The 25,784-nt window shown below is 55.4% G+C and carries 33 protein-coding genes and 1 pseudogene; 22 read left to right on the forward strand and 12 right to left on the reverse strand.

What is annotated here, in order from left to right; all coding sequences use genetic code 11:
• The first annotated feature begins 4 nt into the window (after window positions 1-4).
• The 5 genes from JFT63_RS24665 to JFT63_RS24685 all read left to right on the forward strand — a co-directional run bounded on the left by JFT63_RS24665 (window position 5) and on the right by JFT63_RS24685 (window position 3,636).
• Window positions 5-478, forward strand: a complete 474-nt coding sequence (locus JFT63_RS24665) for a hypothetical protein (protein WP_198844941.1) — start codon at window positions 5-7, stop codon at window positions 476-478.
• Window positions 479-489: 11 nt separating this feature from the next.
• Window positions 490-702, forward strand: a complete 213-nt coding sequence (locus JFT63_RS24670) for a PRTRC system protein C (RefSeq protein WP_011600742.1) — start codon at window positions 490-492, stop codon at window positions 700-702.
• A gap of 195 nt (window positions 703-897) precedes the next feature.
• Complete coding sequence (locus JFT63_RS24675; RefSeq protein WP_169715556.1) at window positions 898-2,172, forward strand: hypothetical protein; 1,275 nt, start codon at window positions 898-900, stop codon at window positions 2,170-2,172.
• Entirely contained in the window at window positions 2,162-2,866 is a 705-nt protein-coding gene (locus JFT63_RS24680; RefSeq protein ID WP_198844942.1) for a PRTRC system protein B, read from the forward strand. Before JFT63_RS24675 ends, JFT63_RS24680 begins: the two co-directional genes overlap by 11 nt.
• Window positions 2,863-3,636 (forward strand): PRTRC system ThiF family protein, encoded by a 774-nt coding sequence (locus JFT63_RS24685; RefSeq protein ID WP_084341307.1) that lies wholly within the window; start codon window positions 2,863-2,865, stop codon window positions 3,634-3,636. The genes JFT63_RS24680 and JFT63_RS24685 overlap by 4 nt, the downstream gene beginning before the upstream one ends.
• A gap of 1 nt (window position 3,637) precedes the next feature.
• Here the strand turns inward: JFT63_RS24685 and JFT63_RS24690 are convergent, their stop codons facing one another.
• The gene (locus tag JFT63_RS24690; RefSeq protein WP_011600738.1) at window positions 3,638-3,937 is read right to left on the reverse strand and encodes a helix-turn-helix domain-containing protein; all 300 of its coding nucleotides are present in this window, start codon (window positions 3,935-3,937) and stop codon (window positions 3,638-3,640) included.
• 129 nt (window positions 3,938-4,066) lie between these two features.
• Between JFT63_RS24690 and JFT63_RS24695 the strand changes: the two genes are divergently transcribed.
• From JFT63_RS24695 to JFT63_RS24750, 12 genes are all read left to right on the forward strand, one after another.
• A complete protein-coding gene (locus JFT63_RS24695) occupies window positions 4,067-4,624 on the forward strand; it encodes a hypothetical protein (RefSeq protein ID WP_047883085.1) in 558 nt (185 codons plus the stop codon).
• A gap of 192 nt (window positions 4,625-4,816) precedes the next feature.
• Window positions 4,817-4,975, forward strand: a complete 159-nt coding sequence (locus JFT63_RS24700; RefSeq protein ID WP_156796377.1) for a hypothetical protein — start codon at window positions 4,817-4,819, stop codon at window positions 4,973-4,975.
• 10 nt (window positions 4,976-4,985) lie between these two features.
• Window positions 4,986-5,297 carry a hypothetical protein gene (locus JFT63_RS24705; RefSeq protein WP_033039648.1) on the forward strand — a complete coding sequence of 104 codons (312 nt, stop codon included), beginning with the start codon at window positions 4,986-4,988 and terminating at the stop codon, window positions 5,295-5,297.
• A 127-nt stretch (window positions 5,298-5,424) separates the two neighbouring features.
• Complete coding sequence (locus JFT63_RS24710) at window positions 5,425-5,772, forward strand: hypothetical protein (RefSeq protein ID WP_172691832.1); 348 nt, start codon at window positions 5,425-5,427, stop codon at window positions 5,770-5,772.
• Between the two features lie 84 nt (window positions 5,773-5,856).
• Window positions 5,857-6,546 (forward strand): hypothetical protein, encoded by a 690-nt coding sequence (locus tag JFT63_RS24715; protein WP_047883083.1) that lies wholly within the window; start codon window positions 5,857-5,859, stop codon window positions 6,544-6,546.
• Window positions 6,543-6,734: a hypothetical protein gene (locus JFT63_RS24720; RefSeq protein ID WP_102685538.1), complete on the forward strand. Its 192-nt coding sequence runs from the start codon at window positions 6,543-6,545 to the stop codon at window positions 6,732-6,734. Before JFT63_RS24715 ends, JFT63_RS24720 begins: the two co-directional genes overlap by 4 nt.
• 49 nt (window positions 6,735-6,783) lie before the next feature.
• Entirely contained in the window at window positions 6,784-7,233 is a 450-nt protein-coding gene (locus JFT63_RS24725) for a hypothetical protein (protein WP_102685537.1), read from the forward strand.
• Window positions 7,234-7,243: 10 nt separating this feature from the next.
• The gene (locus tag JFT63_RS24730) at window positions 7,244-7,549 is read left to right on the forward strand and encodes a hypothetical protein (protein ID WP_172691835.1); all 306 of its coding nucleotides are present in this window, start codon (window positions 7,244-7,246) and stop codon (window positions 7,547-7,549) included.
• Between the two features lie 249 nt (window positions 7,550-7,798).
• Window positions 7,799-8,044, forward strand: a complete 246-nt coding sequence (locus JFT63_RS24735; protein WP_131657989.1) for a hypothetical protein — start codon at window positions 7,799-7,801, stop codon at window positions 8,042-8,044.
• A 119-nt stretch (window positions 8,045-8,163) separates the two neighbouring features.
• Entirely contained in the window at window positions 8,164-8,574 is a 411-nt protein-coding gene (locus JFT63_RS24740) for a hypothetical protein (RefSeq protein WP_033039634.1), read from the forward strand.
• Between the two features lie 18 nt (window positions 8,575-8,592).
• Window positions 8,593-8,781 carry a hypothetical protein gene (locus JFT63_RS24745; protein ID WP_033039631.1) on the forward strand — a complete coding sequence of 63 codons (189 nt, stop codon included), beginning with the start codon at window positions 8,593-8,595 and terminating at the stop codon, window positions 8,779-8,781.
• Window positions 8,782-8,982: 201 nt separating this feature from the next.
• Window positions 8,983-9,840: a phosphoadenosine phosphosulfate reductase domain-containing protein gene (locus JFT63_RS24750; protein WP_198844943.1), complete on the forward strand. Its 858-nt coding sequence runs from the start codon at window positions 8,983-8,985 to the stop codon at window positions 9,838-9,840.
• 321 nt (window positions 9,841-10,161) lie between these two features.
• On the opposite strand, the gene JFT63_RS24755 is transcribed toward JFT63_RS24750, so the two are convergent.
• The 3 genes from JFT63_RS24755 to JFT63_RS24765 form a co-directional block, all read right to left on the reverse strand.
• The gene (locus tag JFT63_RS24755; RefSeq protein WP_034138759.1) at window positions 10,162-11,700 is read right to left on the reverse strand and encodes a phosphorylase family protein; all 1,539 of its coding nucleotides are present in this window, start codon (window positions 11,698-11,700) and stop codon (window positions 10,162-10,164) included.
• Between the two features lie 540 nt (window positions 11,701-12,240).
• Entirely contained in the window at window positions 12,241-13,008 is a 768-nt protein-coding gene (locus JFT63_RS24760) for a PP2C family protein-serine/threonine phosphatase (protein ID WP_034138760.1), read from the reverse strand.
• Window positions 13,005-13,763 (reverse strand): serine/threonine-protein kinase, encoded by a 759-nt coding sequence (locus JFT63_RS24765; protein ID WP_034138761.1) that lies wholly within the window; start codon window positions 13,761-13,763, stop codon window positions 13,005-13,007. The genes JFT63_RS24760 and JFT63_RS24765 overlap by 4 nt, the downstream gene beginning before the upstream one ends.
• Window positions 13,764-14,078: 315 nt before the next feature.
• On the opposite strand from JFT63_RS24765, the pseudogene JFT63_RS24770 reads away from it, so the two are divergent.
• Window positions 14,079-14,317, forward strand: a pseudogene (locus JFT63_RS24770) (transposase); the annotation flags it as partial.
• Window positions 14,318-14,355: 38 nt separating this feature from the next.
• On the opposite strand, the gene JFT63_RS24775 reads toward JFT63_RS24770, so the two are convergent.
• From JFT63_RS24775 to JFT63_RS24795, 5 genes are all read right to left on the reverse strand, one after another.
• Entirely contained in the window at window positions 14,356-15,108 is a 753-nt protein-coding gene (locus JFT63_RS24775; protein ID WP_034138762.1) for a hypothetical protein, read from the reverse strand.
• Between the two features lie 298 nt (window positions 15,109-15,406).
• Entirely contained in the window at window positions 15,407-16,090 is a 684-nt protein-coding gene (gene gmtX / locus JFT63_RS24780) for a gamma-mobile-trio protein GmtX (RefSeq protein WP_034138995.1), read from the reverse strand.
• Complete coding sequence (gmtZ, locus tag JFT63_RS24785) at window positions 16,090-19,176, reverse strand: gamma-mobile-trio integrase GmtZ (protein ID WP_034138763.1); 3,087 nt, start codon at window positions 19,174-19,176, stop codon at window positions 16,090-16,092. Before gmtZ ends, gmtX begins: the two co-directional genes overlap by 1 nt.
• On the reverse strand, window positions 19,173-20,555 hold the full coding sequence (gmtY, locus tag JFT63_RS24790; RefSeq protein ID WP_198844944.1) for a gamma-mobile-trio recombinase GmtY: 1,383 nt from the start codon (window positions 20,553-20,555) through the stop codon (window positions 19,173-19,175). The genes gmtZ and gmtY overlap by 4 nt, the downstream gene beginning before the upstream one ends.
• A gap of 27 nt (window positions 20,556-20,582) precedes the next feature.
• Window positions 20,583-21,449 (reverse strand): DNA/RNA non-specific endonuclease, encoded by an 867-nt coding sequence (locus JFT63_RS24795; protein ID WP_034138996.1) that lies wholly within the window; start codon window positions 21,447-21,449, stop codon window positions 20,583-20,585.
• Window positions 21,450-21,527: 78 nt separating this feature from the next.
• Between JFT63_RS24795 and JFT63_RS24800 the strand changes: the two genes are divergently transcribed.
• From JFT63_RS24800 to JFT63_RS24815, 4 genes are all read left to right on the forward strand, one after another.
• The gene (locus JFT63_RS24800) at window positions 21,528-21,872 is read left to right on the forward strand and encodes a hypothetical protein (protein WP_198844945.1); all 345 of its coding nucleotides are present in this window, start codon (window positions 21,528-21,530) and stop codon (window positions 21,870-21,872) included.
• A 123-nt stretch (window positions 21,873-21,995) separates the two neighbouring features.
• Window positions 21,996-22,919, forward strand: a complete 924-nt coding sequence (locus tag JFT63_RS24805; RefSeq protein WP_198844946.1) for a phosphoadenosine phosphosulfate reductase domain-containing protein — start codon at window positions 21,996-21,998, stop codon at window positions 22,917-22,919.
• Complete coding sequence (locus JFT63_RS24810) at window positions 22,916-23,770, forward strand: hypothetical protein (RefSeq protein WP_198844947.1); 855 nt, start codon at window positions 22,916-22,918, stop codon at window positions 23,768-23,770. The genes JFT63_RS24805 and JFT63_RS24810 overlap by 4 nt, the downstream gene beginning before the upstream one ends.
• A gap of 69 nt (window positions 23,771-23,839) precedes the next feature.
• The gene (locus JFT63_RS24815) at window positions 23,840-24,091 is read left to right on the forward strand and encodes a hypothetical protein (protein ID WP_016969809.1); all 252 of its coding nucleotides are present in this window, start codon (window positions 23,840-23,842) and stop codon (window positions 24,089-24,091) included.
• 39 nt (window positions 24,092-24,130) lie between these two features.
• Here JFT63_RS24815 and JFT63_RS24820 read toward each other — a convergent pair whose 3' ends face one another.
• The 3 genes from JFT63_RS24820 to JFT63_RS24830 are packed head-to-tail and all read right to left on the reverse strand — an operon-like array spanning window position 24,131 to window position 25,766.
• Entirely contained in the window at window positions 24,131-24,595 is a 465-nt protein-coding gene (locus JFT63_RS24820) for a hypothetical protein (RefSeq protein WP_016969808.1), read from the reverse strand.
• A gap of 34 nt (window positions 24,596-24,629) precedes the next feature.
• Window positions 24,630-25,166 carry a hypothetical protein gene (locus JFT63_RS24825; protein ID WP_172691839.1) on the reverse strand — a complete coding sequence of 179 codons (537 nt, stop codon included), beginning with the start codon at window positions 25,164-25,166 and terminating at the stop codon, window positions 24,630-24,632.
• A 12-nt stretch (window positions 25,167-25,178) separates the two neighbouring features.
• On the reverse strand, window positions 25,179-25,766 hold the full coding sequence (locus tag JFT63_RS24830) for a hypothetical protein (protein WP_016969806.1): 588 nt from the start codon (window positions 25,764-25,766) through the stop codon (window positions 25,179-25,181).
• Between the last annotated feature and the right edge of the window lie 18 nt (window positions 25,767-25,784).

Genomic DNA, 25,784 nt, shown 5'->3' on the forward strand with positions numbered 1-25,784 from the left:
CACCATGCAATCCACGTTTTTTTCCGTAATGGCCACTGCACTTGCTGGCACTCAACACCGCGTCAATGTGGCAATCGAAACCGCCTCCGCCGACGCGCTGAAAGTGATGATTACCGCTGACCTCGGCCCTACACCTGAGAAGGCATCCGAGCACGAAGTGCAGCTTCGCGCCGCCATGTGCCGCCCGCTGATCCTGGTAGGGAGTGCTGTTGAGATCGAGGAGGCGCTGATGAAGCGCCTGACACAGCACGTCCAGGCGCTGGATGAGGGGGTGAGCCTGCTGGATGAAATCCGCTCGATTGGTGCGACTGTGCAGGCGAAAGCCGCCACGCCAGCTACTGAGCAGGCTGCAACGCCTGACCTCGATGCCGATGCCGATGCCGATGCCGAGGATGGCGACGCTGCGCAGGTAGGTGGCGGTTCTGGCGTGGACAGCCGCTCGGATGAACCCAATCTGAACCTCGCGGCCTCTTTCTAGGAATTGCACTCATGGCACTTGTTGAAATCTCTCTTGCCCGCGTTTTTCGTTACGCCGGTCGCGACCTCCCCGACCCGCAACCCGAAATGTCTGTGACTGACGTGTTGAAACACTATGCCCGTCAGTTCCCAAAGCTCAACGGAGCGAAAATTATCGACCCCATTGTGGAGAATGACAGCTATGTCTACGAGTTCCGAGACGGCGGATTCGGCGCAAAAGGTTGACCCGCTTGAAGTCCTGAAAGCGTGGGAGCGTGGCGAACTGGATCGCCACCTCCCATCCGGTACCGAACCTGATTGTTTAGACCACCAGCAGAGACAAAGGCTATGGAAGTTGCTCTCCTCCCCCGCCAATCCCGGCACTATCGACTTCCAACTGCCGCGCTGACACCTCTTAGCTTGCCGAATGTTGGGCCTGTGATGCGTGAAGCACAGGCCCAACTGTTCAGCCGGGACTATGCAGGGGTGGTCGACCACCAAGCTCATAGCATGCTGTGCCGGGAGGCCTTGGAAGCTGGTCTGGTAGCTGAAAGCTCAATCGAATGGCTTCGGCAGTACCCAAATAGCTACGGGCTGCATCGCCTTACGGGCGAGGTAGTACAGCGCCTTGGTGCGTGCTTTGCCATCAGTGATGAAGGCCTTTTTCCACAGCGCACCAGCCTGCTGAATCGGCTGAATACCCCATACGTCGATCCAGTTGAGACGGCATCCTATGCAATAGCCGCTGTAGAGGCTGGGCTGGTCGGACTTGATGCGCTCGCCCCCCACATCGAGGCAGGCCCTGATGGGGCAGGCAGGATAATGGCGGAGCTGGAGCGCTCGTTGATTGGCCGGGTCAAGCTGCCCACATCCGTCGAGGACGCCTACGCCTTCGGAATCCAGGACGGTCATTTCATCCTGGAGTCGAGCTGCTTCGCTACTTTCACAGTTCAAGCGCCAGCGAGCTTGGAACTGCGGGTGCTTCTTTTCAAGACACTCGACGCGATGACACGCCATCTGCTGCCGTTCCATACGCCAATGACCTTCCTGGGGCCGCATAGCTACCTCAACCACGGGCTTTCGGAAGCTTTCGAGGAGCTATCTCCGCGCTTGGCAACACACTCTAGAGAGGAACTGTGCGCCTTCCTGCTGGACGATTCGGTCGAGCATGATGATTACATCGCCGAATATCTCTACTGCCACGGCCAAGACGAGGATTCTGTAAACAGCTTGCTTGACGCCATCTATGAGATGGATGAACTGAAACAGATAGCTGGAGCCACCCTTGGCCAGGGAGATCGGTGCGAGATCGAGGAGCTGTCCGATCAGGCGCGGCAAATCTGTGAGCGTGATGATGCACACGCCCCGTTGGTTCAAGTGCTGGCGGAAGCCTTGCAGCACTGCCTGGAGCATGAGGCCAGTGGATCGCTCAAAGAGTTCAACCCCCATGATTTCCCAGGCACAGCCGGTGATGGGGTTTCTCTTTTCGAGAGCATTCTGGTGTGCCTGACTAGGGATTTTCCAAATCTAGAGCAGAGTAGCTATGACGGTTTTGACGGCATTGTCAGCGGCTCTGGCTTCCCTGCAATTGGGTTACCGCTGAGTCCTGATCAACTGCGCACCGTCACCCTGCCAGTTCTAGATGCGCTATCGCTGACGCTAGGTCTGTTGCAGCGAATCGCCGACGCTTTAGAGGAATGCGGTAATGCTGAGTGAAAAAGTTTCGAGCAAGGCCATGCTGATACATCACCACAGCCAGACCGGCGTGGTCACCGTCACCAGTCACAGCGTCATCGCGCTGGAAGATGGTAAGGCTGGCTTCACGCTGGGCGCTGGGAGGGCATTCAGTCCCTACGACAAATCCGAACTGGCTGCTCTGCTGTTGAATGAGGATGCCGGAGCAGAATTTCTCCCTGAGAGTTATCTGTTCAGCTCACGCACCGTCTTGGCGTGGTACCGCCGCCCTGGTGTGCACGATATTCCGATTCTTGGCGAGCGCATACGCGCCCCGCTGCCGGGCTTGATCTTCATCGCTGCGGCCAACCAATCCTTCCGTTGCTTTGCGTTCAAGGGCAATCAGCGCCCGACGCCGGAGACAGAACTCTTCTATGCTCCGTTGGGGAACGTGTACCAAGGCGGAACCTTCTGCACTGGCAGCGGCAATGTTCCCCGCGATGTTCGACGTGAGAACATCCCGGCCTGGGAGAACTTCGTGCTGGAGAGCGATAACACCCACAGCGGCACGGTTGAGCCGGTGGCGGGTTGCCGCTCGTTTGAGGCCTTGAAGGAGTTCTATCGAGCACTGAACGAGAAAGGATCGAAGCGGTTCCCAGCCTCTAAACTGGTTTCAGCAGGGTCATACAGTGGCCCGCTAACGCTAGCGCAAGCTATCAAAGGGGGTGCGCGATGAGCGTTCATCCGATCACAGCTCACCAATCGCCGATCTACAAGACGCCAGCCTCGTGGGTTGAACGCGCACCACGCATTGTGGTTATCGGGGCCGGTGGCAATGGCAGTGAGGTGGTTGATGCGCTGGCCAGCTTCCACCATGCGCTTCGCTCCCTCGGCCATCCAGAGGGTCTGGAGGTCACGGTAATTGACGATGCCATCGTGCGCGAGCCGAACCTCGTACGTCAGCGTTTCTGGCCGTGTGACTTGGGCCAATTCAAAGCAATCAGTTTGGTGAATCGTTACAATCTCATGCTGGGTACGTCCTGGGAGGCCCTGCCCTTCCGATTCCCAAGCCAAGAGACCATAGAGGCGATGCGCGCCGCCGACTTGATCATTTCCGCTGTTGACCTTTCTTCGGCCCGCCGCGCAATCGCCAGCAGCGCGCTGCTATCCCGACACTGCATGTGGCTTGACCTCGGCAACGAGGCCCGCCATGGACAGGTTGTGTTCGGCGCTGCGCATGTAGACAAGAGGGGCATCTACCCCAACGTGATGGACGCTTACCCTGAAATCGAAACGCTCGAAGATGACACCAAAAAATCCTGCTCGGTTGCGGAAGCCATTCGTTCGCAGGACTGCTTGGTCAACCGGGCAGTTACAACTGCCGGAATGAGCATTGTGTGGGAGTTGCTGCGGACGGGGGAAACCGATAAGCACTGGATCACAGTGGATCTGGCGTCCGGCTCTCAAAACGCTTTTCCGTTCCCTGCTGTTCCGCAATCCGCCTAACTCAACCGCTTCCGTCTTCGCATTGATCCAGCCGCTGCTCCATCTGCGATATCAGGTCAGCGGCTTTAACTTCGAGGGCTTTGGACAATCTCATAATCAAGGGAAGTGTGGGCAGACTCTCGCCCCGCTCGATTTTCCCCAGGTGCGCCCGCTCAACCCCAGCCAGGAGAGCAAGTTTCTCTTGAGCTAGGCCCGATTTTAGGCGTTCTTCGCGTACGACATTGCCAAAAGCTCCTGCCACCTGAGGGTCAAAGCTTGATGTTCCTGCCGGTCGCCCGCGTGTAGGTGGTCGCTTCTCCATAGACAGAAGCGTTATCGGCAGGAACAATTAAAACCACGTTTAAGAATACCCGTTTCGCTATTTACGCTATGCCCAGAGGGCCAGCGGAGCGGTTTTATGTGCACACTCCCCTGGTTAGGACTAGCAAATATGACTCACGTTGACCCCTCCGTACCTCAGCACTTGGCAGAGCTTTACCAGGAACTGAACGCATCGAGAGCGACCCTGCTGGCATTGATTGAGGCCGAGGGTTCCGGCATCCATCGGCGGACACTGGATCAGCTTGATCGCATGATTGCAGAGATATTTTTTCCACTGGAGTTCGTTGTTTACAGCGAAGAAGAGACGGTGCCCTCGGATGATCCGGCGTCTGCTACCCCGACCGGGTATGCGTGGCGAGTGACTGGCCGTGAGGGTGAGATCAGGACGCTCCGGTGTGACGAAACCGGCCAGGAAATATCCATCTCGATTGGAAGAGCCATCACAGACTTCGCTTTGGTGCCCAATCACCTACCGGAAGCCTACTTTCCCGATCTCGATCTCACCCCGGCGCAACTGGAGGGGAAATATGCACAGCGTGGCAACGATCACCCTTTCTTGACCAATTACCAGTGGCTTCAAGCAGTGCGCAACAACCAGACCCAGTTTGGATACTGGCAGTGGGTTCTGGCTCAACTGCTGGCCCTGCACCGACGCTCGCTCCCCTAAAGCCCCGCACAAATACCGCGCCAGCCACTGATGCACCTCGGGGCTTGGCGCAGGCCACTCGAAAGCTTCCGCCCGCCCTGTACCTCTTACCCAGATAAATTCATCTTCAATCGGTGTGGGAAAATGCCTGCCCCGACTTGGGATATCTGCGCCGGCCTTTATCCTAGTCGCAGGCAAATAGAGGAGACCGCGATGCGCACTTTCACCGGCACAATTAAGACTGATGTACAAGGATCTGAGGTGGAATTTGAATTCGAGGTCGATGACAACGCTACTGCTGAACAGATCGAAGCCGAGGCAAAGCAGGCGGCGTTTGAGCTTGTCCAGTGGCATTACGAAGAAGTGAAGTAGGAAAGTGCCCATGAGCGAGCAAGTAACGATGCAGTTCGGCCCCCTGGAGCTGCGCAAGACAGAGGAAGGCTGGCAGTACCTGAGCGAAGGCGTTGGCCATGAGCCTGATACCTGGTGCGATGCTACCAGTGTGCTTGGGCCGTTTGGCGGTTCAGGTGTGAACGATCTGCTTGATGAGTTGGCTGCAACAAAAGCCAACGCAGAAGCACGCGAATCCGAGCTTGTAGATGTTCTCCAGCACATTCGAGGAAAAAGTTGCTGTTCGGACGCTTGGGATGCCATTGACGAGGTTGTGCCGTATAACGACGCGCTATACAGCTGATACAAGAAAATCCCGCAGCAGACCACGGCCCCTTAATTGGGGCTAAGTCCGTGAGATGGTGCCAATTTTCGGTTACGCAACGATGTCTTGGTCATCAAAGGTATGACGCGCTGAAGGAGTGCTGAACATGTTGGGAGCTGCATTTATCGCCGATATAGCTGGTCTCTTCTACTGGCTGTTGATCCTACTGGCAATTGGCGCAGCCCTCACTTGGTTGTGGACGTTCGTCGATCACCTGGACATCCGCAAGGGTTGGCAAGCTCTGGTGGTGTGCGCCGTGACGATAGTTCTTGTGCGTGTCGTTGGGGCACAGGCCGACCACTATCGGGCGATGGCGACCGCTGCTGGAACCGGGCTACAGCCGGGCGATGGCCTGGGCATCTTCTTCATGTTCTTCATGGGGGGCGGGCTACTTGTAACCCCATTCGTGCTGCTTTTCTCGGGTAACGGCAGCAAGAAGGAAGGCAGTGGATAACCGAGTACGCACCCCTCGCATAAATCTCGATCTCTACCAACTCGGCGGTAAATCCACCGAAAAGCGCTAAAGGCGTCAATCATAATGCTCTACATCCTCCTATGCTCCGTTGTTCTGCTGATCGTGGTCATTGGTACCGTCGCTCGCGCTACGTTGGCCTTGGTTTCCCCCGGCCCTGGGCAGCGGCTACGTCAAATGGTTCTCGTGCTGGCTTCCTATGCTGTAGGCATGGCCTACTGCGCACCACTGCTTTACCTCTTCTTTGGCCCAGATGGCGCTCCGGGGGAAACTCTTGGCGTCGATACTGCGCGGCTAACCGTCTATCTGCTTTTGGCTGCCTCAGTGGCCCTACTCTTCTACATCCCCTCGCTGTGGAAAAGAGCGGCTGACTCCAAAGGCTTTTGGCCGATGGGCCAGCTGACACTCGTTGCTTTGGCATGCTTCGTAGGTGGTAAGTCCGCATATGACCACCTGACGTTCTTCAACAACGATCAAGCTGGCTGGGCAGATGTTGCTCTCATGAAGGAAATAGGAGAAATAACCGATATGCCGGGATGCACCAGCCCGGTTGCCTTTGTCCGGTTCCAATCCACTGGCCCATTTGAATACCGCTGCCCTGGCTTGATCGTTTTCAACCGGCTTTCATCGCAGCCTTTCGGCCCATGGCCACACAACGATAACGGCTCAAGCCAGCAGCTCGCAGATGTCATCCTGAAAATCAAAAGCGAAGCGAAAGTGGCGAAAGACTCTGAAGAGGAGTCCGCCCCGCTATGAGTGCGAAAGCCCGCAAGTCAAAGCCAGCACAGCCACCGGCTGAAATGCCTATTGAGTGGCCGCGCGCCGACCCGGCCGAGCTGGCCAAGTTCGACCCGGCGTCGAAGGTCTGCAACATGAATTGCGGCCCTCACAAGAACGACCCACGCAGCCATGCCGAGCGGCTGTTTCTGTGTGACGACTGCTAACCCAAGGAACCAGAAGCCCGACAGGAGCTGACCCAATGGAGAACGAAAAATGACTGATATGCCTACAGGAACATTCACTATCGGCGACCCGTTGCGCTCCAGTGGGAAGGGCAAAACGCCCATTGCTGACGCATGCGCTGAAGCAGAAAAGATGTTGGCCGAGTATCGCCACGCCCTCAGAGATGGTGTCGACGCGGACAGTGATCGCTATGAGTTGGTGTGCATGCATTCGCTCATCGGACACAAGAATGTCGGCCTCGCATATAGCGTCGAGCTTCAGCGGGCATACCTGCTGTTTGCTGATGCTGACCGCCCCCAGCCCGACTACGAGCCGCTGTGGCTGTTGGATGCAGCCAAAGAACTCACCCTGCTTATGCGAACGCTCGTGGTACCAGATAAGTCATCAACTGCAACGACGTACTGGGGTGGCGTCAAGCGAGGGCCGATCATTGCGTACCGCTTCAAACTCGCCTATGCGCCCACAAGCATCAAGTTCTAGGAACCCATCCATGGAAATGAAATTTCGCACCCAGTCCGGTGCCATCGTCACCACCGATCCTATGGCTGAGGGGCAGACACCCCTGGAGCTTGCAGATCCTGCTGCTGAGCGTGGCGTAGGCCAAGTCGAGCCTGCACACCTGCTGCGCAAACAGATCGAGGGTGTGATTCGTGAATACGGTGCAGATCCTGCGGAAGCCGCTCTGGCGGTCTGCGTCATCCTCGACGGGAACTTGGGCCTGGCTGAAGACGGCTGGTTTGACGATGACGAAACCGTGCTGAACGCGATCATTGCCGGCAACCAGGCTGACGACTGATCTGTTTGACGAAAAGCGGAGGCGAAAACATTGGTCTGGATCAAGACAAAAGACCTCATGCCTGCTCCAGGGGTGCCCGTGCAGTGCAAACTCAGGCATTGCAGCAGTGGGACTGTCCAGCAGCATCGCCTAGTCCGCGTGGTCGAGGACGATTGTACCTGGCGAACTGCCGGCGACCTTTGCGAAGTGAGTTATGACTGGGACGTGATCGAGTGGGAGTCCGCCTAGGGCAACGGAGAGGGAACAAAAATGATGAACGTACCTATGGGGTTGTTAATTCTGGCAGTGTCATTTTCTGTCAAGGCGGCAGGTCAAGGCGAACCGATGGAACCGTTCCTGGGCATCCTAAAACTGGTAATAGCTCTCGGTGGCTTAGTTGTGGTTTTGACTGCGGCACGTTGGCTGTATAGCTGGTACCAATGTCGAAAAGTAACCCGTACCGCCACTGAATCTGTCAAAGAGCGTGTCGCTCGTGGTCAGAAGCCCTATTGCTAACTCCCATTCTTCAGTGGAGTTTTGCAGGGCGAACCCCGTTAATGCCCACGCCCCGCTTAGCGGGGCTGGGGTCATAGGAGAGGGCCACTTTCGGGCCTCACAATGAAGAAGGACACATCATGGCAACTGAATCTCCGTTTCTGAAGCACCGAGAGATCTTGCTCCACCAATCCTACAGCGCCGCTGGCGCGCTCCAAGATTTTGCCCTGAGCTGCTACAACGGCCAGCTAGGGCAGTTCCGGGGTGACGCCCTGGCCAACTTCGACCAACAGCACTTCGCAATTTTTGTCGAGATGGCCACCTACTACCACCAGCACCGCGAGAATGATCCACACTTGCTCGAGGTCGGCGCGGCCATCTGGGCGGATCGTCGTGATCGCGGGCGAAAGCACTTGGCCGAGCTAGCCGAGCACCGTGCGATCAACCCGAAAGAGTACCCGGACGGCTCGGAGCGAGATTATTTCGACCAGTTGGATTGGCTGAACCGGCAAACTGAACGCATGAAAGCGAAGGGCTGGATCGACGAATAAAACTGAATGGAGACCACGATGGCAAACGCACCCAGCGAGTTGATGCAGCAACAAGATGACCCTGTGTGGTTCGTGGAGGAGCGCCAGCTGAACGGCGACTGGATCGCCATCGACCGCGCGGACGATCAGGCCGAAGCCGAAGCGAAGTTGAGCCATGCCGAGAACTGCCTTCCAGGCACGTACCGTCTGAATCGGTCGGATTGGTGAGCCCGGCCACGCAAGAGCCATCCCATCCAGGAGAAGCGCAGCCAAGTAGCAGCCGATCGTGCTCTGTTTCCTGTAGATGATTTCTCCTCGGCTTCCTCCTGTCGCAGGGAGGAGCCGCCTCCACCGCCCATCAGTTGGGATTTCCCGTTGCCGCCGTAGGCTGAGTCTGTAGGCACCAGGTAGGTGCTCAGAGGACAGCCAATGCACCCGTCAATCTCCCGCGCACACCAGTTCGACGACCAGGTAGTTATCCCGGCACTGGGCCAGCAGCTCACCCTGCTTGGGTTCGAGCCTGAGCCTGCTGTGCTGGCAGAGGGAACCTATTTCGATGCGCCGACAGTGGATCTGGACAGCTATGACCACGTTGTAGTCTGTGTGTCTGGCAAGGACAGCATCGCTTGCCTGCTGGCACTGATCGAACAGGGTGTGGATCTGCGTCGTGTTGAGCTCTGGCACCATCGGGTGGATGGTGCAGAGGGGAGCACCCTCATGGACTGGGCTTTCAATGACAGTTTCATCGAGAAGTTCGCAGCTGCATTCAATCTGCCGCTCTATTTCTCCTGGTTGCAGGGTGGCATCGAGGGCGAATTGCTCAAGATGGACGCCTACTCCAAGCCTCACATGGTCGAAACTCCAGGCGGAATTATCTGCTTGGATCGGGATACCAGTCGGACATCACCGGCGACCCGCCGCCGGTTTCCTCAGCAAAGCGCCAGCCTGACAACACGCTGGTGTAGCTCCGCAGCCAAGATCGATGTAGGCCGTAGGGCCATCACCAATCAGGAACGCTTTCTCGGTACCAAGACCTTGTTCGTCACAGGTGAGCGCCGTGCTGAGTCGAGCAACCGCAGCAAATACAATCAGCTGGAACCTCACGCCGTCGACCGGCGCAAGGGTCGCCTCGGCCGGCACGTAGATGCTTGGCGACCGGTGCTGCACTACAGCGAAGAACAGGTGTGGGAGCTGCTTTCTCGTCACCGAGTGGAGGTGTCACCTGAAATACCCGGCAGGAGTTCATACTCAATGTTTGCTGTTGTTCTTACCTATTCATGCGCCTAGCTGCGAAATTGCACACCTGATTGCATCGGAGCTGACCCACTCGTTTGCATTGCACTTGACCAGGAGTTTGCATTTCGACTGACCACCGACTGCATCAGATTTGACCAGCACACCTAGTAACTATGATCGGCAGAGAACTCTCGCCTAGCGCGTCAATTTTTGGGTAGGGCTCACGTACTATCTGAGGAATGGGTCATCACATAGACACTTTCCACAAGCATCCGCGAACATTTGACCGTCCGTTTTTGGCCGACTCCCGCCTGGACCATCTAGCGGAGAGCGGCCAATAGCGGTCAGCCAGTTAGCGGACTGGCTGCAAATTTAGTTAGTCATACCCTCGACAAACACGACTCGAGCATCGAAAGCGAAATGCTCTTTGAATTCATGTGCGTAGCGGGGATTAATCCATCGTATGTATATACGTTCAACCGATTTAGGGATTTTAGCGCACAGATTCGAAAGCAACATACCATCCGAACCACTTAAAAAAAGGTCCTTGGCATCGAGCCAAACCTCACGACAATTTGATAGATCACCAAGAGGCATGTAAGAGAACGCGTAGCCGCGAAGATCTTCGGCTGTCAGCATCAAAGTACAGAAATAGCTCTGGCGAAGCTCACAAGAAAGTTCCTTCAACCTAAAAACCAGCGATTGCGATCCATCTTCCGCATACCAATTAACGTCAACGATCCCACTACCCGATGGCCCATACGCGCTTAGGAACGAAGCCAGATCCCTTTGACCGCCCCCGCTCACTTTCATCTTTTGAAATTCAGTCAGAGGATTGAACACTCTTCCATCGCTATCTAGTGTGATCTCTTGCGCACCTCCCCGAAGTTGAATTCGAGATGACTGCCCCCACTTAACCGAATTCTCAACCATTTCCTTCAAGACAGCGATCAGGTGGGATCTAAATCCAGCGTCATAGCTGACTCCAAGAGAACACTTATTGACAAACCCACCAATCTTTTCAGCGTACGTTCTGTTTCCCATTAACTGATGTACAGAGGCGTCATCGAGAATATCAAGCATAGGATCATCTCCATTCTCGCCAATATACTCGCTGAGCACTTTTGATACCGAAAGCCCCTCGGTACTTATGAATTCCTGTGCTAGGTGGCAAGCAGCGATTGCAGCAATTTTTGCGGAGTATACTTGTGCGTTCTTTGTGCCAGCAGTACCTCCGCCTTTGTCACTTGGCGACTTGGCGAAAATCCAAGGGATCTCTCTCTGATTACATTGAGCTGCAACAGGCTGACCCTCCATGTCCCCGCCAACTGCGCTGCTGTCGGCACCGAATAACGTCGAGGCGAACGACTCGTCTTCGGAAAAGACTTCCCCGCTATATACCGTACCCGTGACAATCTTCGACGATATCCCCAGCGCCTTAACACTTTGGTTGAACCTCGGCGTAACCGCACCAACGATCCTGCTCAACTGTTCGTCGTCGATACGTGATGACAAAACAGGTTGAGAGCGCAGCTTCAAGCTTCCCTCCTTCGCAACAAAGTCTATAAGGGAAACAATTTTGTTCGAAATAGCTACATCATGCAGGTCGCCAACTGCGGAGTTTCCGTAGCAAAAACCACTGAGCACGACGAGTCGTGGACATAGTGTTTGCAACACCTCAGGTAACAACATCCCTACTGACGCCTTTCCATGACTGCCCCGCTCTGCGCTAAGTAGGCAAACGGGATACCCCGCTAGAACACCCACCCTAAGACGCTGCAGGAGACCGATAGCCTTGCGCTGCATCTTAACGCCGCAAATGTTCAGCGCTGAGATCAGCGCATCCCTCTCTATATCGTTGGAGGTCACAAATAGGATTGTATGATTACGAAGCTCGAGGGATAGCTGCATTGAATTGCTCTCAGTTCGACAGAGGTTTCGGGTTTAGCGTTGACGTAGGAATTCCGCCTAGCGTGAATATTTCGTTTGAATTTAAAGACTCACCCAAAGATAGAAAGGGCGTGCCATAATAATTCTTGATTACCCGCTAAGCGTTTGCAATAGGCCGACTTCCGCCCGATACGTCGGTCAGAGAGCGGCCATTAGCGGGTGTCCGCAGTGGAGAGGTTGACTCTCCGTCTCTCTGCGGAGCAGCATTCTCGATATGCCCGTATGAAACGTTTCTCTTTGCTTCGGACACTCACAGGTGAGCCAGTCGTCATCGGCAGATACTAACCGTGCCCCGACTGAAGCGTCGGGCAGAGAGCGGCCACAAGAAGCATCCAACAATGACCGATAAGATATAATGCGGACGACCATGCGCTCTATGCATCAAATAGCCCCTGAATTAAAACCACGATAGCTCTGTCAGGGAAAGGTTATTTTTGCTATGAAGAGAAACAACCTGGCTACATTAAAGCTCGCAGCTAATGCAGCCAGGTCAACATAAATCTAATCGAATAGATCAAGCTGTGGCTTGACTGTCAATTTAACAGCTACAAGCGAGCAATCGTCCGTCGGCACCAGTCGCACGATACGTCTTCGCAAATTTGCCGCAAACCGACTTGGATCTTCCAAAGTGCTCTCAAGAAAGCGCGGCCTCAATTCCCATGGATGATAAGCGCCATCAGACATAATGAACAAGCTGACACTTCCATCCTGTGCACAAACTTGATCATACCTCAAAAAAATCTCTTGGAAGTGCAGGTTGATTTTTTTTGATATGGCCGAAAACAGCGTATTTTTTCCGCTGGCTTCTTTGAGCTCAGAAGGCTTGTATAAACCTTCGTCTATAAGCATCTGGTGTTGGGTATGATCTTTAGTGACCTGGATAAGCTTACTATCACTTTTAAGATAAACACGACAGTCTCCAACATGACCTATTTTTATACCCTTTTCTCCCGCATAGCAGAAAGTTAAAGTGGTCGCGGCTTCATAGTAGCTAGGATCTTCATGAGTAAGATTTGAGACGCGAACTTTGATCTGTTCAAAGATTTTTTCAATAGCATCAGTGCTTTCGAAAGCCGACGGCTGCAACCCTATCAAATACTCGATAGCAGACTCGGATGCGCTGCTTGCCCCAGCATAAGACCCGACACCATCTGCAATCGCCATAAGAAAGCCACTTCCTACCTTGCGTGGTGGTAGAACAGAATCTTCATTTTTCCGCGCTACCTCTTTTGGAAATGAGAATACACTTGAGCTTAATAATTTTATCATTTCGGCTCTCCTGAGATGGCGGCGACAAGCTCATTTCGCATTTCTTGAACTTCTGCGTAACGATCGGGGGGGCGCCGGGCCGTACTTTTCATATAGACTTTATGAACGCCTGGATTTTCCAGCATTTCCAGATCCTCTAGCAGAACCCCGAGAGCAAAAATATCCGTTCTCTTGCTGTAATCGCCTGCAATGGATATCTCAGGAGCCATATATTTCGCGGTGCCCATTGCTGTTGCAATTTTCGTGATAACTTCTGATTCTGAGCTTTTGTCTAAATTCTTAACCAAGCCAAAATCTGACACCTTGTAAATACCATCTTTGAACCGGAGAATATTGGAGGGCTTTATGTCGCGATGTAGATAGCCCATAGAGTGTAAGTATATAAGGCCATCCGCAACCATTAGTAGCACATCGATCTTCTGAGATGTGGTGAGCGTCCCTTTTTCGATGTCCTTCTGCAGATCGCCAGCCGCGAGATCCATAATAAACCATGGCAGGTCTGATTTAAGATCGCACAGATATATGTTAGCTACATGAGTGTGCACGCAGGAAGCTTGATATGACACCTCACGGGCAAAACGTCTTCGGAACTCAGCGCGAAGTTCTGGATCAAGATCACTTAGGGATTTTCGCGCATACTCACCGCATCTATGACCATCAATATTGAATAGCTCAATTTTCTCTACAAATCCGAAGCCGCCTTCCCCGATTTTTTCAATTATTTTGTATTTGTAGTTTCCGTGATAGCCATCCATTCCCTGATCCACGCTGTAACGATTAGAACCGACTGGGTTGAAATTCGATGTTAATAATACGCCGCGTCAGTGATGCTCGCCCACGGACGGTATCATAATGCCATAGAACATGTGCGCTGCGTGTTCAATGCCCCGCACCTCCACACGAGCACCAAACTTTTACGACCGGTGGGCCGATGCCTTCGGTAATCGAGGTGCAAACGGTTGCCTGATCGCGTCCCAATTTGCTGCTGGCCTGGGTGAATTTATAGCTTGAATCGACCTGCATAGCGGATTGACTGTTGGCCGGTATCGTTCGCTTGCCAACGTCCGCTTCTGGCCGACCTGCGCCATTACCTCGCCGATTTCTACAGTCCTATTGGGCATCCTTCGACTGATCCCGAACTGATGATTCTATGCTGATCGTGGGCTATTGCTACGGCATTCGCTCCGAGCGGCGGTTGTGCGAAAAGGCGCATTTGAACCTGGCGTATCGTTGGTTCTGCCGGTTGAGCCTTGAAGACGAAATCCCCAACCACTCGAGCTTTTCAAAGAACAGACACGGCCGTTTTCGACTCGACCAGCGAGTCAAACATTTCGCCATTCATACGGCTCAGCCTTCAAGTCGTTCCACATCAATTACCGCGGCGATGTCCTCGCGGGGAATGGTTTGTCCGGTGCCCTTGAAGGTGTGGGTGAGGTGACATTCTCCGTCATCCGAAAGCAGGTAGGCCCAAAGTGACGCACAGTAGTCCTCGATGTCAGTCGTTTTCCCTTTGAACTTGACTACGACAGGCTTCAGTCGCTCTTCGATGACACCGCGCAGGTCGACAAATCCGCCACTTCCGCAAAAGCTGCTAGACCATAGATCTTGGACTGCCTCTGGTACGCGGTATCGGATGCCGCTTTCACTGGTGCTTGCAGCAGTGAAGGTGTTCCACGCGTAAGGGCCCGTGCCCTCAGCTGTAGACCCTTCATACTCGCTGCGAAGCTTCACAATACCCTCAGCCCGCTGTTTTGCAGTTGGTCGTTTTTCGGGGGGTACCCACTCCATGATCTTATCCAAGAAGCGCCCCACGCCTTGCGAGGAACCCAACAACCCCTCGGCAAACCACGAGTCGCACCCCGCATAACTCGTCGAGTGGTAGTAATACGCGTGGGTGATGTCATCGCGCGGGTAGGCTTTTAGCAGGTGCCAAACAACCCCATGGAACTCCGGTCGCTTAATTTCAGAGTACACCTGTGCGATTTCCAGCACTGCCGGGGCTAGAAGCACTCGTTCGATCTCATCGGTAGAAACCGCGTAGATCTCAGCAAGAGAGCAAATGGCGTCGTGTCTGTTGTCACAGCTCGGGATAAAACTCATCTCAGGCTCCCAGCCTTACCTTTGCGATAGGGCCGGGAGGATATCAGGTTCGATATCGCCGGATAAGTCCCGCAAACCGACCTTTAAGCGTCGAGCCGTCCTCCAGCTCGTGCTCCATTAGACCACCCTTGGATTGTATGTGGCCAGTGCAGGAGGCGTTTCTAAGCATACCGCCAGGATCAATCCCCGGTGGTAGATGACCAATTGCGTTACTTGAGGTCTGAGCTGTAGCTAGCACGGATGCAATTGGCTGTCATTGGCAATGCAAATGAGTGGTCAAGTCAGTGCAATTACGCACCTAGCTTTGCAGAATTGTTTGAATGGCAAGCACAAAGGCAGGCGGGAACACCTTGTCTCCATGTTCATTTTGAATACCACCATCATCCGTGATGCTGAGGCCTTGTTGCGCCAAGCGGGAAGGGTCAATACCTTTGCTAAGCGCATTTCGCAGGCGAGGCGACAATTCGGGAGATGCCGCGACCGGAGCGGGTAAGGTAGCGGGGGCCTCGGGCGATGTCGGCGTAATAGAAGCTCCGACCTGAAGCCCCTTAAAGGCCGCGTGAAGGTTGTCGTTGGTAACCTTGAGCCGCTTGGCCTCGTCCAGTGCGACCCGGAGAGTTGCTCGGATGCTGGGGTCGGTTATCAGCTCCAGGGCCTGTTCGACGTTTGACTTGCTCTTGGCCACATATCGGGTGGAGCCGCTGACGGCATTGGCGAAGGCCGTGATGATTTCCCGGTAGTACGCGCCTTGGGTATTGCGCAGGCTTTGCGTCTTGGGCCCGCCGATGGACTCCAGGCGCCGACCCACTTCGGCCAGCGAATAGTCGCGGTCGCCATCGTCCCGTATCGCGTTCAGCACCTCCCAGACTTTATCAAGGTTCTCAACTTTCGAGGATTTGCTGGCGGCAGCCCGGTGGGCCTGATATAGCTGTCGCGCATCCTTCAGAATATCCGGGGCAGTGAGGGGGAGGCCGTTGCTCATCATACTTGCTCCAACAAATTTGCCGATTGCGCAAAGCCGAAGGTCTTGGGCTTCATGAAGTCCAATTGGGTAGCGAAAGCCTTGTCCAGCCCCACGGCGTGCAAAGTCGTTCGCCCATCTACCAAGGCATGCACTGTGTTGGCCTCCAGCCGAGCATAGAGGAATTGCCCCATGGCATTGGCCACGTGCAAGGCGTCTTCGTCATCCAGCAAGGAAAACCGGGGCTCATGGCCAGAATTTCGCAGCATTCGGTCAAACAGGCGAGCGCGCTCTAGGTTGGGTTGCCGCCAATTGATTTTCAGCCCGTCGAAAAGGGTGGCATTAACGCAGATTCGATTCAGCTGCTCGAACTCATGGCCTTCCGACAAGACCGCTTCAAGCTGACCAGTGCCACCCGCCGCGACCAGGGCCAAACCATCACCCTTGTCTTGGGCTGCAATGCGGATGCACTGCTCGGTAAGCGCATACGCGGCTTGTAGGCTTAAGGCGATTTCGTCCACCTCAGCCGTAGAGGACTCAAAGGCGGTCTCTGCAATCTCTAGCTCGCGTTGTTTATGGAAGGGGGCACCACCACTCAAGGCGTCAGCGTGAGCATCCGACAAGGAATCAAACCGTTCCTGGGCTTTTTCGAAGGTGAGCGATGCCTTCTTCAGCCGATACGACAAGTCATTGACGTGGGCCTCCAGTCCAAATAGGAAGGCCGGGCCTGTCATGAAAAACCGGCACCGTGCACAATTAGATGCACCGCCGGGCACTGCCTGAAAGCGGGTGACATTACTGGTGAGGTCTTGGACCACCAAGCCTTCGTGGCAGCGCTTGGCCGCGACAGGGCAAATGCCATGGTCCATCACCAATAGGCCTACCCCTGTGCCGCCGCTTGCCGCATCGAGGGCGGAGGGATGCCGGTAGGCCGCCGCCTGCTCCAGTTCCTGGCGGCTTGCACACTTGATGAAGCCCGCCATTTCAGCTTGGGATTTGCGTTGCCGCTCCAGGAGCGCCTCGTCCATGCGAAGCGTCAAAGTTTCCACGTGGAGCTTGGTGTAGTAGAGGGTCATGAGCACCGTCGCATGTCCCACAATCTTCATCAGGTACTCGGGCGGCACGCCCTCCTCGTACATGGCCGTAATAAGGGAGACCCGAAGGCTATGGAGGTCAAAGGTAGCTGTAGAGGGTTGGCCCGTTTTCTTATCCCGGGTCAGCACCAAGCGAATGGGGTCCCCGTTGCTCAAAGTTTCCCCGGCATCGGCCAGCCGGCGTTCCATCTCGTCCATCAGCTTGAGCCACAGATTGCGGATACGCACGTCGGTCACGGGCAAGTCGGGCCGGGTTTGGTTCGCAGGGTCCCGGAACAGGAAGTAATTCGCGCCCATCTTCTCCAGGTCCTCAACGTGCTTGACCTTTTTGAGCTCGATGATGTCGGTCCAAAGGGTGGGGCCCTTCACGGGATTGTATTTTTCCTGCCAGTCCCGAAACTCTGACAAAAGGGTCAGCGCATCATGCTTTTCCCAGGGCATTACGTAGCCCTTGACTTCCTTGTCGGCATCACCGGTCTTGTTCGTGTTGAAGTAAAAGACGGAGCCATCGGTTCCATCTTTTCGCTTGTATTTTCTGAATACCCCGCGTTCTACGGGCTCGCCACCGGCTTTGGGATGGTGAAGCCCTAGGTTCGTGTCCCAAAGGCCATCCTTGCCGTAGCGATAGGTATCGCCCTCTCCACTGTCCAGCATGCGCACCTGATAAGTCCGTGCCGGCAGCAGAAGCTTGATAAGAAGCGTGTACGCCCGCACCGGGCTCCAGACGGTCTCGTATTGCCCCGCTACCGGGTTAAGCCACCGGAAGGTATCCTTGATTCGTCCAGCCTCCTTCGCCCAGGCAAAGTCGTTTTCGGTCAGGATATGCTTGGCAAGACTAATGAGCCGCGTAGGCATGGCTTCCCGATGAGTCTCCCCTTGATTCACGTTCTTATAGGTGCCTTTGGGCAAGGGGTTCGCAAAGCCCGGCCTCAGGATAGGGACCTCATTATCATCGGGCTGAGCACAGACCTTAAACAGCACCTCATTGTGAAATTCATGAAGGACCGTCATGGTTTGCCGGCCCTTCCTGCCAGGCACCACATAAAGCTCAGTGGGCCTCCGGCGGATGTCAAAATAAGCGGCGGGGTTTCGAGGCAACTCCGGATGTTCGTGGTAATGCTTCAAGAAATTGTTGACCGACGACTTGCGCCTCTTGAAGTTGGCCGGGTTCGCTTCTAGGTGCTCAATGGCCAGCCGGACCCAATCGGCCATTTCAGGCTCTTTGGCAAGCAGCCAGTTGAAGTTGTCGTCCCGAGCCAAATGGCCCATCTTGTTCTTGAAGAAGCCAAAATCGTCGGGAGTCCAGTTGATGGCCACAACAGGATATTGCTCACGCAGCATGCCCAGGACAGGCTGTATCGCTACGGAGTGCAGCTTACCCAATCGACTGCGCTCAACCGTAAGCTGAAAGGTTTCGGGAGTAATGTCGCCAATATCTTCGATTCCACACCGGCTAAGCAGGTTGTCCAACAGGAACCGAAACTTTGCAGTGTCCCCAAAATTGGTGTCTTTGCTTTCAAGGTCGCGGCTTAAATATGAATGAATTGTTGTCAGATACGCCGGGGGTGCGTTGCCGAATCCAGCATTTGATATATGTATGGTAGGCATGTTGAACGGCCTTTGATTGCGGCCAGGCCACGCAATGAGCCCCGCATGCCATAGCTGCACCAGCAATTCGACCAAGATGTGCTGGGAATATTTCGGGGGCTTAATTTCGGCATGACGTTTATGCTCGTTCACCAGCAGGTTATCGAGGGCTTCCGCAAAGGATTCACGCGTAACGCAATGTGAAAGTGCCCGAACTGCATTCTGCAAAGATTCTGGCGGACGGCGCCGAACCCTCGCTACGATAGACAATCGAACAAACCAAGATTCGATAATGCCAGGCAGCGGAGTCGGGTCCCAGTGCGGATTCACTAGGTATCGATTCAAATCATTGTTCACATAGACGGTGCGCCCCGTTAGCGAACTGACCGTCGTGGTGTAGTCGTCGAGATGGCAAATCGAGGTCATTCCGTGTCCTTAAACGAAGGGAGTGCTGTCACTGTGAGTTTTCCGATGGCAGCCACCACCTTGGCCAGGCCCACCTGCCGATAGACATCCTGGCTCTTGGCATTCAAATGGTGCATGGCCACTTGCCCCTCTTTGTCGCCGAGCCCCAGGTCATTGAGCCATTGGCCGTAGCGATGCCGAAGGCCGTGGCTCGTGGCGCCGGCCCATTTGGCAGGGAGCAAGCCGATTCGGCGTACTGCGGCTCTAAAAGAGTCGTCGAAGCCCTCGACGCCGAGAGGTTGGCCATCCTGGGTCAGAAAGGCCCAGGGCACCTGCGGCGTCACCGGGCGCACATACTGGATATACATGCGCCAGAGGGTCAGGAACAAGCGGCCCGCGTTCTTATCAATCCAGAACACCTGGTAGGCCTTGCGCTCCCGATGGGTCAGCAAGCACCCTTTCCACCCGGAATGGCGGCGGCCTGTTTCCTGCGTGAGGGGCTTTCTGCCGCCACAAAAACGCTGAAGAAAATCGGCTCGATTGGTTTTGCGCTTACTGCCGGTTATCGGGTCGATATAATCCACTAGCCCATCCGTGGGTTCATGGACCAGCACAAGCGCAATCGAGGAGTCATCCGGATCGGTGTATACGTCATCAACCCATAGGTGCAGAGGCTCCGAAGGCCGACAACCTCCATACGTACAGAGAAGCGTAATCAGTATGTCGCGTAGGTTGTACTTCACCCAGGGGCGCGTATCCGCTTTCCGGCCTGGGTTGATAAACCCTTGCCATATCAAGTCATCGAGACGCTCCGCCGGGAAGGCCTTGGCTTCTGCCAAAAAGCCATTGCGGTCTCGGGGCAATCGCGCTTGTCGCCCCCGGTGAGAAGATTCCTCCGCCCGAGTACGACGCTTCGTATGCGCGAGGAGCGAGGCCGCCTTCTGCTTGTTCCACTTGCGCCAGAAGATAAGCTGGTCCGCCGGGGAGGCTTGGTGATGAATCGGATTCAGCATCGTGGCCCCATGGCGCTGATTCAGCCAATCACTGAACTCCAACAAGGCTCGGGTAAGGCGCTTGGCATTTTGCTGTGAAGTCGCTGTCCAGTTAAGCCCGTAGGCATCGACGCCCGCTTGGTAAGTGCCGAACCGCAGGTCATGGAGAAACGCCGTGTACAGCAGGCTGCGCTTGGGGGTGTCCGTGAACTCATGGGCGCGCACGGACAGCCATTCAATGAACCGCCCCGTCGCTTGGGCGTAGGTGCGTTCCATTGACAGGGAAACTAGCTTCTCCCGGAAGAACTCAAGCAGTTGCTCAAGCGGAGAAACGCCCACGATAAGAAGCACCGTGGACGCGAAAGCACGAATCTTGTCCTGAACCAGGACCGTTTCCGTATAAATCATCAGGGAGACAACATCCTCTTTGACCTGCTATGAAATTGAGCCGGTAACGCGTTGGCCCTCAAGTAGCCGCATGCCAGTCATCTTAACGAAGGTGGCGTAATCCATGGGGCGAGTCAGGAGGGATTCTGCGTTAGGCAACACGAAAGCCCAGGCGTGACCCGTCGCTTCGTCATAAACTAGCTTGAAGAGGCGCGTGGGCTTCCAGACGTTGTTCTTCCCTACTGTCTCGTGACCTTCATCAAAAATGGGACCGGAGAACACGAACACATTGCCCGAAGCGCGGAGCGCGTACTTGCGGGTGTCCTGCTCAGCCTTATTCCACGTTTTTCTGTTGGACGAAGGGTCCTGCGGCACCATATTGGAGAGCGCGAAAGACTGTGCCATCGCATGCTGGTCGGCGGAATCGGCTGCCGGGCTAAGGTGCCCTCTATCCACGGCGGGTTGCTGACTACGGTAGTCACTCAACTCGGCGCGACCACTGGTGGGGATGCGGGGGTCAACAAAGAACTCATTGGTGCGCTCCTCGCCCTTGGCGTCCCGCAGCCGTGAAGCTGAGAGTCGTTCCACCACCACCACCGGGGTCTTGCTGGTCTGGGAATAGAGGACCGCAAAACCGTTCGAGCACAAGGCCATAGGCTTCATGCCCACTGGCACACTGGCAAGGTCAAGGGGCTTATTACCAGGAAACTGGTCAGCACATGCCTCGAAGGAGTTCTGACGCTGCTTTGCCGTATAAAGCGCAAGCGCTTCGTCGGCCCCCAGGCTACCCGAGCGGTATTCCTTTTTCTCGGCATGGTGCGGCAGCGCAAAGTCCAGCAGGCCCCGCGCATCAGCAACCCCCACTGAGAGGGAAAATACGGCAACAAGAGCGGCGAGGCACTTAGTCATTTTCATTAAAATCCCCGAATTTTGATGCGTATATCGCATTGAGTACAGATACTCAAGCGCAAGCATTATGGTTAGGTGTTGAGTATGGTTCTGACCGGATATTTCCCCTATCGCTTGGGCTGGGGTCGCTTCAGCTGCATGACGTGCATCTACAACTCCCCGAAGGTATGGGCCACCATCAAAAAATACTTCCCTGAGCGGGTTACCCCGATAGCCGGTTACGAGGACGAGTTTGGGTGCACTATCAGCCGGCAGAAAATCAACGTGGTGGATCTGTCGGCCACAGCGGAAGCGTTCGATATCACCGATCTGGACGCACTTGCCCAGGCGCGCCAGCGCGAGTACGTACTGCCGATATTCACGCCAGAGGGCAAAGCCTGGCAGTTGCCAGCTGGAGCATTCGTAACCGAAGGCTGCGGATCGGTTTAAAAAACTCCTCCGCGGATTTCTCCTGAACCGAAGCCGACCTCAGTTCCTTGGGATTTCCGATGCCTGCCGTACCTTGAATCCATCAGCTCCAGTGAGGAGCCGGATTCAAGCACGGAGCTTGTCATGCAGCTGTTCGATGTCGATCTGTTCTCTTCCGCTGGCGTCCAGGAGATGCCTGCCAATGTTGTTCGTGGGCCTGAGAAGACCCTGGCCGAGAAGATTGCCGGGGCGGTCGACGCTGTGAAGCGCGTCGTGCGGGCCGGCAAGCAGCCTGTTGTGGCGTGGAGTGGCGGCAAGGACTCAAGCGTTACGCTGAACATCGCGTTCACTGCAATTCGCGAGCTGGCCACCGAAGGTTTCGCGGTGCCGACCTTGAACGTCATGCACTCCGACACCCGCATGGAAAACCCGGTGATCCACTGCTACAACCAGAGCCAGATGCAGCAAATGCAGGCCTACGCGAAGGCTGCCGGCATCGAGTTGAAGGTGTGGGTAGCGAAGCCGGGCCTGAGCAATGACTACCTGGTTAGCTTGGTCGGTGGGCGCATCATCGCCAGCGTTGGCTCCAACGCCAAATGCCAGCAAATGACCAAAGCAGATCCACTGAAGCGAGTGAAGAAGGCAATCCTCAGGGATGTCGCGGCTCGCCTCGGCCGCAAGTGTGCTGATGACGATATCGTTTCGCTGATCGGTACCCGGTTCGATGAGTCTGTGCAGCGCGAGCGGAAAATGTCTGAGCGCGGCGAGAGCGCCTTTGAAGCTGTGAACCTCGCCGCCGGCGCTGGCGGGCACGACTGGGTACTCAGCCCAATCGCTGAAATGACCACCATGGACGTGTTCAGCTACATCGGCCAGGTGATAGCCGGTCGGATTGAGTGCTACGACCGCTTTAATCAGCTGGTTGAGATCTACCGCGACATGAATGGCGGGGACTGCATGGTGAACGTCTACCTGGCAGGGAAACAATCCGAACGCCCCGCGTGTGGCCATCGGACGGCTGCTGGTCATGTACGCGCGTCTCTCGAGACTCGTCGGCCGAGAGCATGATTGCCAAGGAAGGCGGCGAGTACGACTGGCTCAAGCCCCTGAACGACTTGCGGAACTACATCAAGGCCCGCCACTTCGATCCGAGCGCTCGATGCTGGCTGGCGCGCACGATTGATAAGGAAACGGGGACGATAAAAATCGCTCCGAATTCCTACTCGCCGGCATTCACCAAAGAGCTGTTGGGAATCATGCTCACGATCCAGCTCGACGAGTTTGACGCCGCCCAGCAAGCCGGTATCAAACCGCGCTTCACGCTCCTGGATATCCAGCAACTGCTGGCGGTCGAGGCGCTTTGGGGCCGGTATGGATACCAGAAGCCGTTTACCGCAATGAGGGTGTTCCTGGAGGTCTACGAGCAAGGTGTTCGCTATGAGATCCCAGACATCGCGGCGCTGCCAAAGTACACCGAGGCAGACCTGCGCTACCCCGAGGTCGAGGTGCCGTTCTGTGATGATCAGTACCAGGGAATGTTCAACGGCCTGCGCAGTATTTCCCATGCTGCTGCCGATGCTGAGTTCCTGACCACAACACGCAGTGGCATGGTGGTCATGGACGTGGTGACCAGCAGCGGATTCGAGATCGATCGCGAAGGTGCAGAGCTGTTCGTGAACTTCGAGCTGGATAACGCCCTGTCCCGCGTGACCTTCGACCAGTCTCCGACTGCGGGGCTGCATTACCTGATGGGGTTGGGAACCATCGCGATCTACAAGGGCGACCATGGCGACTGGAATCGGATGATGCGGATGTCCAACCAGATTTTCAGAAGCGATCTTCAGCCCATCCTGCATGACCGCGCTGCGCTGATTGCCCGCCTGGGTGGTAGCTCACTGGGTCAGATCGATCTGTTCTGATTCGGGCCGTGTAAGCAACGACCATAATCCTGTGCGACTATACTGTTTTTACATACAGTGAGGCGTGCTATGCCATCTTCGGAACTGCCGCCATTTGAGCCGGTGACGCTCGACGAGTTGCGTCGCATTTGGTCAGCACATGACGATCCTGACATACGCCGCCTGGCGCTCGAAGTAGCTCGATATCGGCGTGTGCTGGCAGAGGTCGACAAGCTCTATAAGACCGTCCACCAGTCTTGGCGCGACCAGGTGGGCGGTGATCTGGTGGCCCTGCACCTCTTGAAACAGGTCATGTATCACGAACGGATGCGCTTGCCCTAATGGCTGGCTGCTTCGTTCTACAGCGCCAGCAGTGCGCCATCAGGATTGAATACGCTCGAAAGTTATTTGGACAGCGCTAACACATGCGCGATACGCAGCGCTGGAATCTTCCTCCAGCTTCCTTAGGATGGCGCGCCCGGCCAGACTCATTCCGCCGTCACGGAGGCTGCCAAGCTCGAGAACCGCGCTCAGGGCCGCGTAATCACTGTTGAACTGCTCCCCGTCATCTTGATCAGCAGTTCCGTCCTTGATCTTTTCAAAGTAGGACATCACTGCCTCAAAGCGGTTAGTGGCTGACTGAATCATGGTCTGTTCCAGTTGGGGCAACGCTGGATCTGCATTCAAAGCTTCATCGCACCGCCGAGTCAGCAGGTCGTGCAGCAGATCGGCATCATTGGCCGCATCCACACAATCGCGGTGGAGCGCATTCTCCAAACTGCTCTTCAGCCAGTAGCTGGTTTCAGGGTTGCTGAGTACCGCTTGAATTTCTTCGTTGATGGCCACTGTTCGATTCCTCTGTCCGGAAGGCGTTGTGTGCTCAGCGATTCACTGCCGGAGCACTGGGGAGGTTGCGGTTTTCCTGCGGAGCCATCGGTTGCCCCATCAGCTCAAACGCCGGCGAAATGAACTCGGCTGTCATGGCCTCGGAAAGCGCCTCCAGCTCGAAGTCGGTCACCTGAAAGCTCCCTGGCCAGATCCTGATGAGTGCCGATTTTCGTGCGACAAGGAATTTCTCCTGTTTGAGCATGGCCTCGTTGACGGCGATACCAACAGCCTCGACAAGCGCATCGCGGCTCCTGAAGAAATGAGTCATGGAGGAAAACGGGCAGTCGATCGGCACTCCGTCGACGATCATTTGATTCGGCTTCAGGTCGATGACGACGCGATTCGCCACCACTTTCCGCTCCGTCCACTCAAGAAACCAAGCCCCGAGAGCGCCAGCAGCAGCGACGATGCCGGCTACTACCCAGGTTCCTTGGCTGGGTGCTTCTACGTCAGGTAACGCAGCAAGCGAGCCCAGTAACGGGAGGGGCAGTATCGCCATCCCCAGTAGGGCTTTCGACAGATCATTCATTATGCGTCCTCGCTAAAAATTGCACGTCGTCGTGTGCGCTTCAACTGCATAACCGCGGCTTGCAGTAATCAGTTGCACCTTACTTTCCAATAACTCGGCGATGATCTTGATCGCTGCCTGACCTCCCAAGCTGTACAGGTGTGCGTCTGCTTCTAGCTCGAACAGGCGTGTCGTACGATCCGGCGTTGTCATGATCAGCAGCAGTACCTGCTGCATGACATGCTCAAACGCCACCTCACAGAGTCGGCGACACAGACCAGTCTTACGGTGAACCGGCGCAAGATAAATGGCCTTGAGCATCAGATGAAAGCTGGTCTCGCCTTTGCTCTGGAGTGCTGTCAACTCAAGGGAACACAGCCCAGCCAAATTGTTGCCAACCCAGATCTCGTGGCACCCTTCGGCCGGGAAATTTGTAGGCGATAGAAGATCACCTTGTGGGCGATCTGATTCGTCGAAAATCCGCGCCCTTTGCGGTGGTGTTGAGAGGCGGTAAGTAACCATCACTGCTCTGCTCATAGGCTCCCCACCAGGATGGTCGTCGAGGTGCAGTACCGCTGGTTGGAGTTCCGGCAGTAGTTTGATCAGGTCAATATCTTTCATAAGGGAAACCGTTGGATC

Source organism: Pseudomonas sp. MF7453 (assembly GCF_016405455.1).
In the GTDB taxonomy this organism is placed as follows: domain Bacteria; phylum Pseudomonadota; class Gammaproteobacteria; order Pseudomonadales; family Pseudomonadaceae; genus Aquipseudomonas; species Aquipseudomonas paralactis.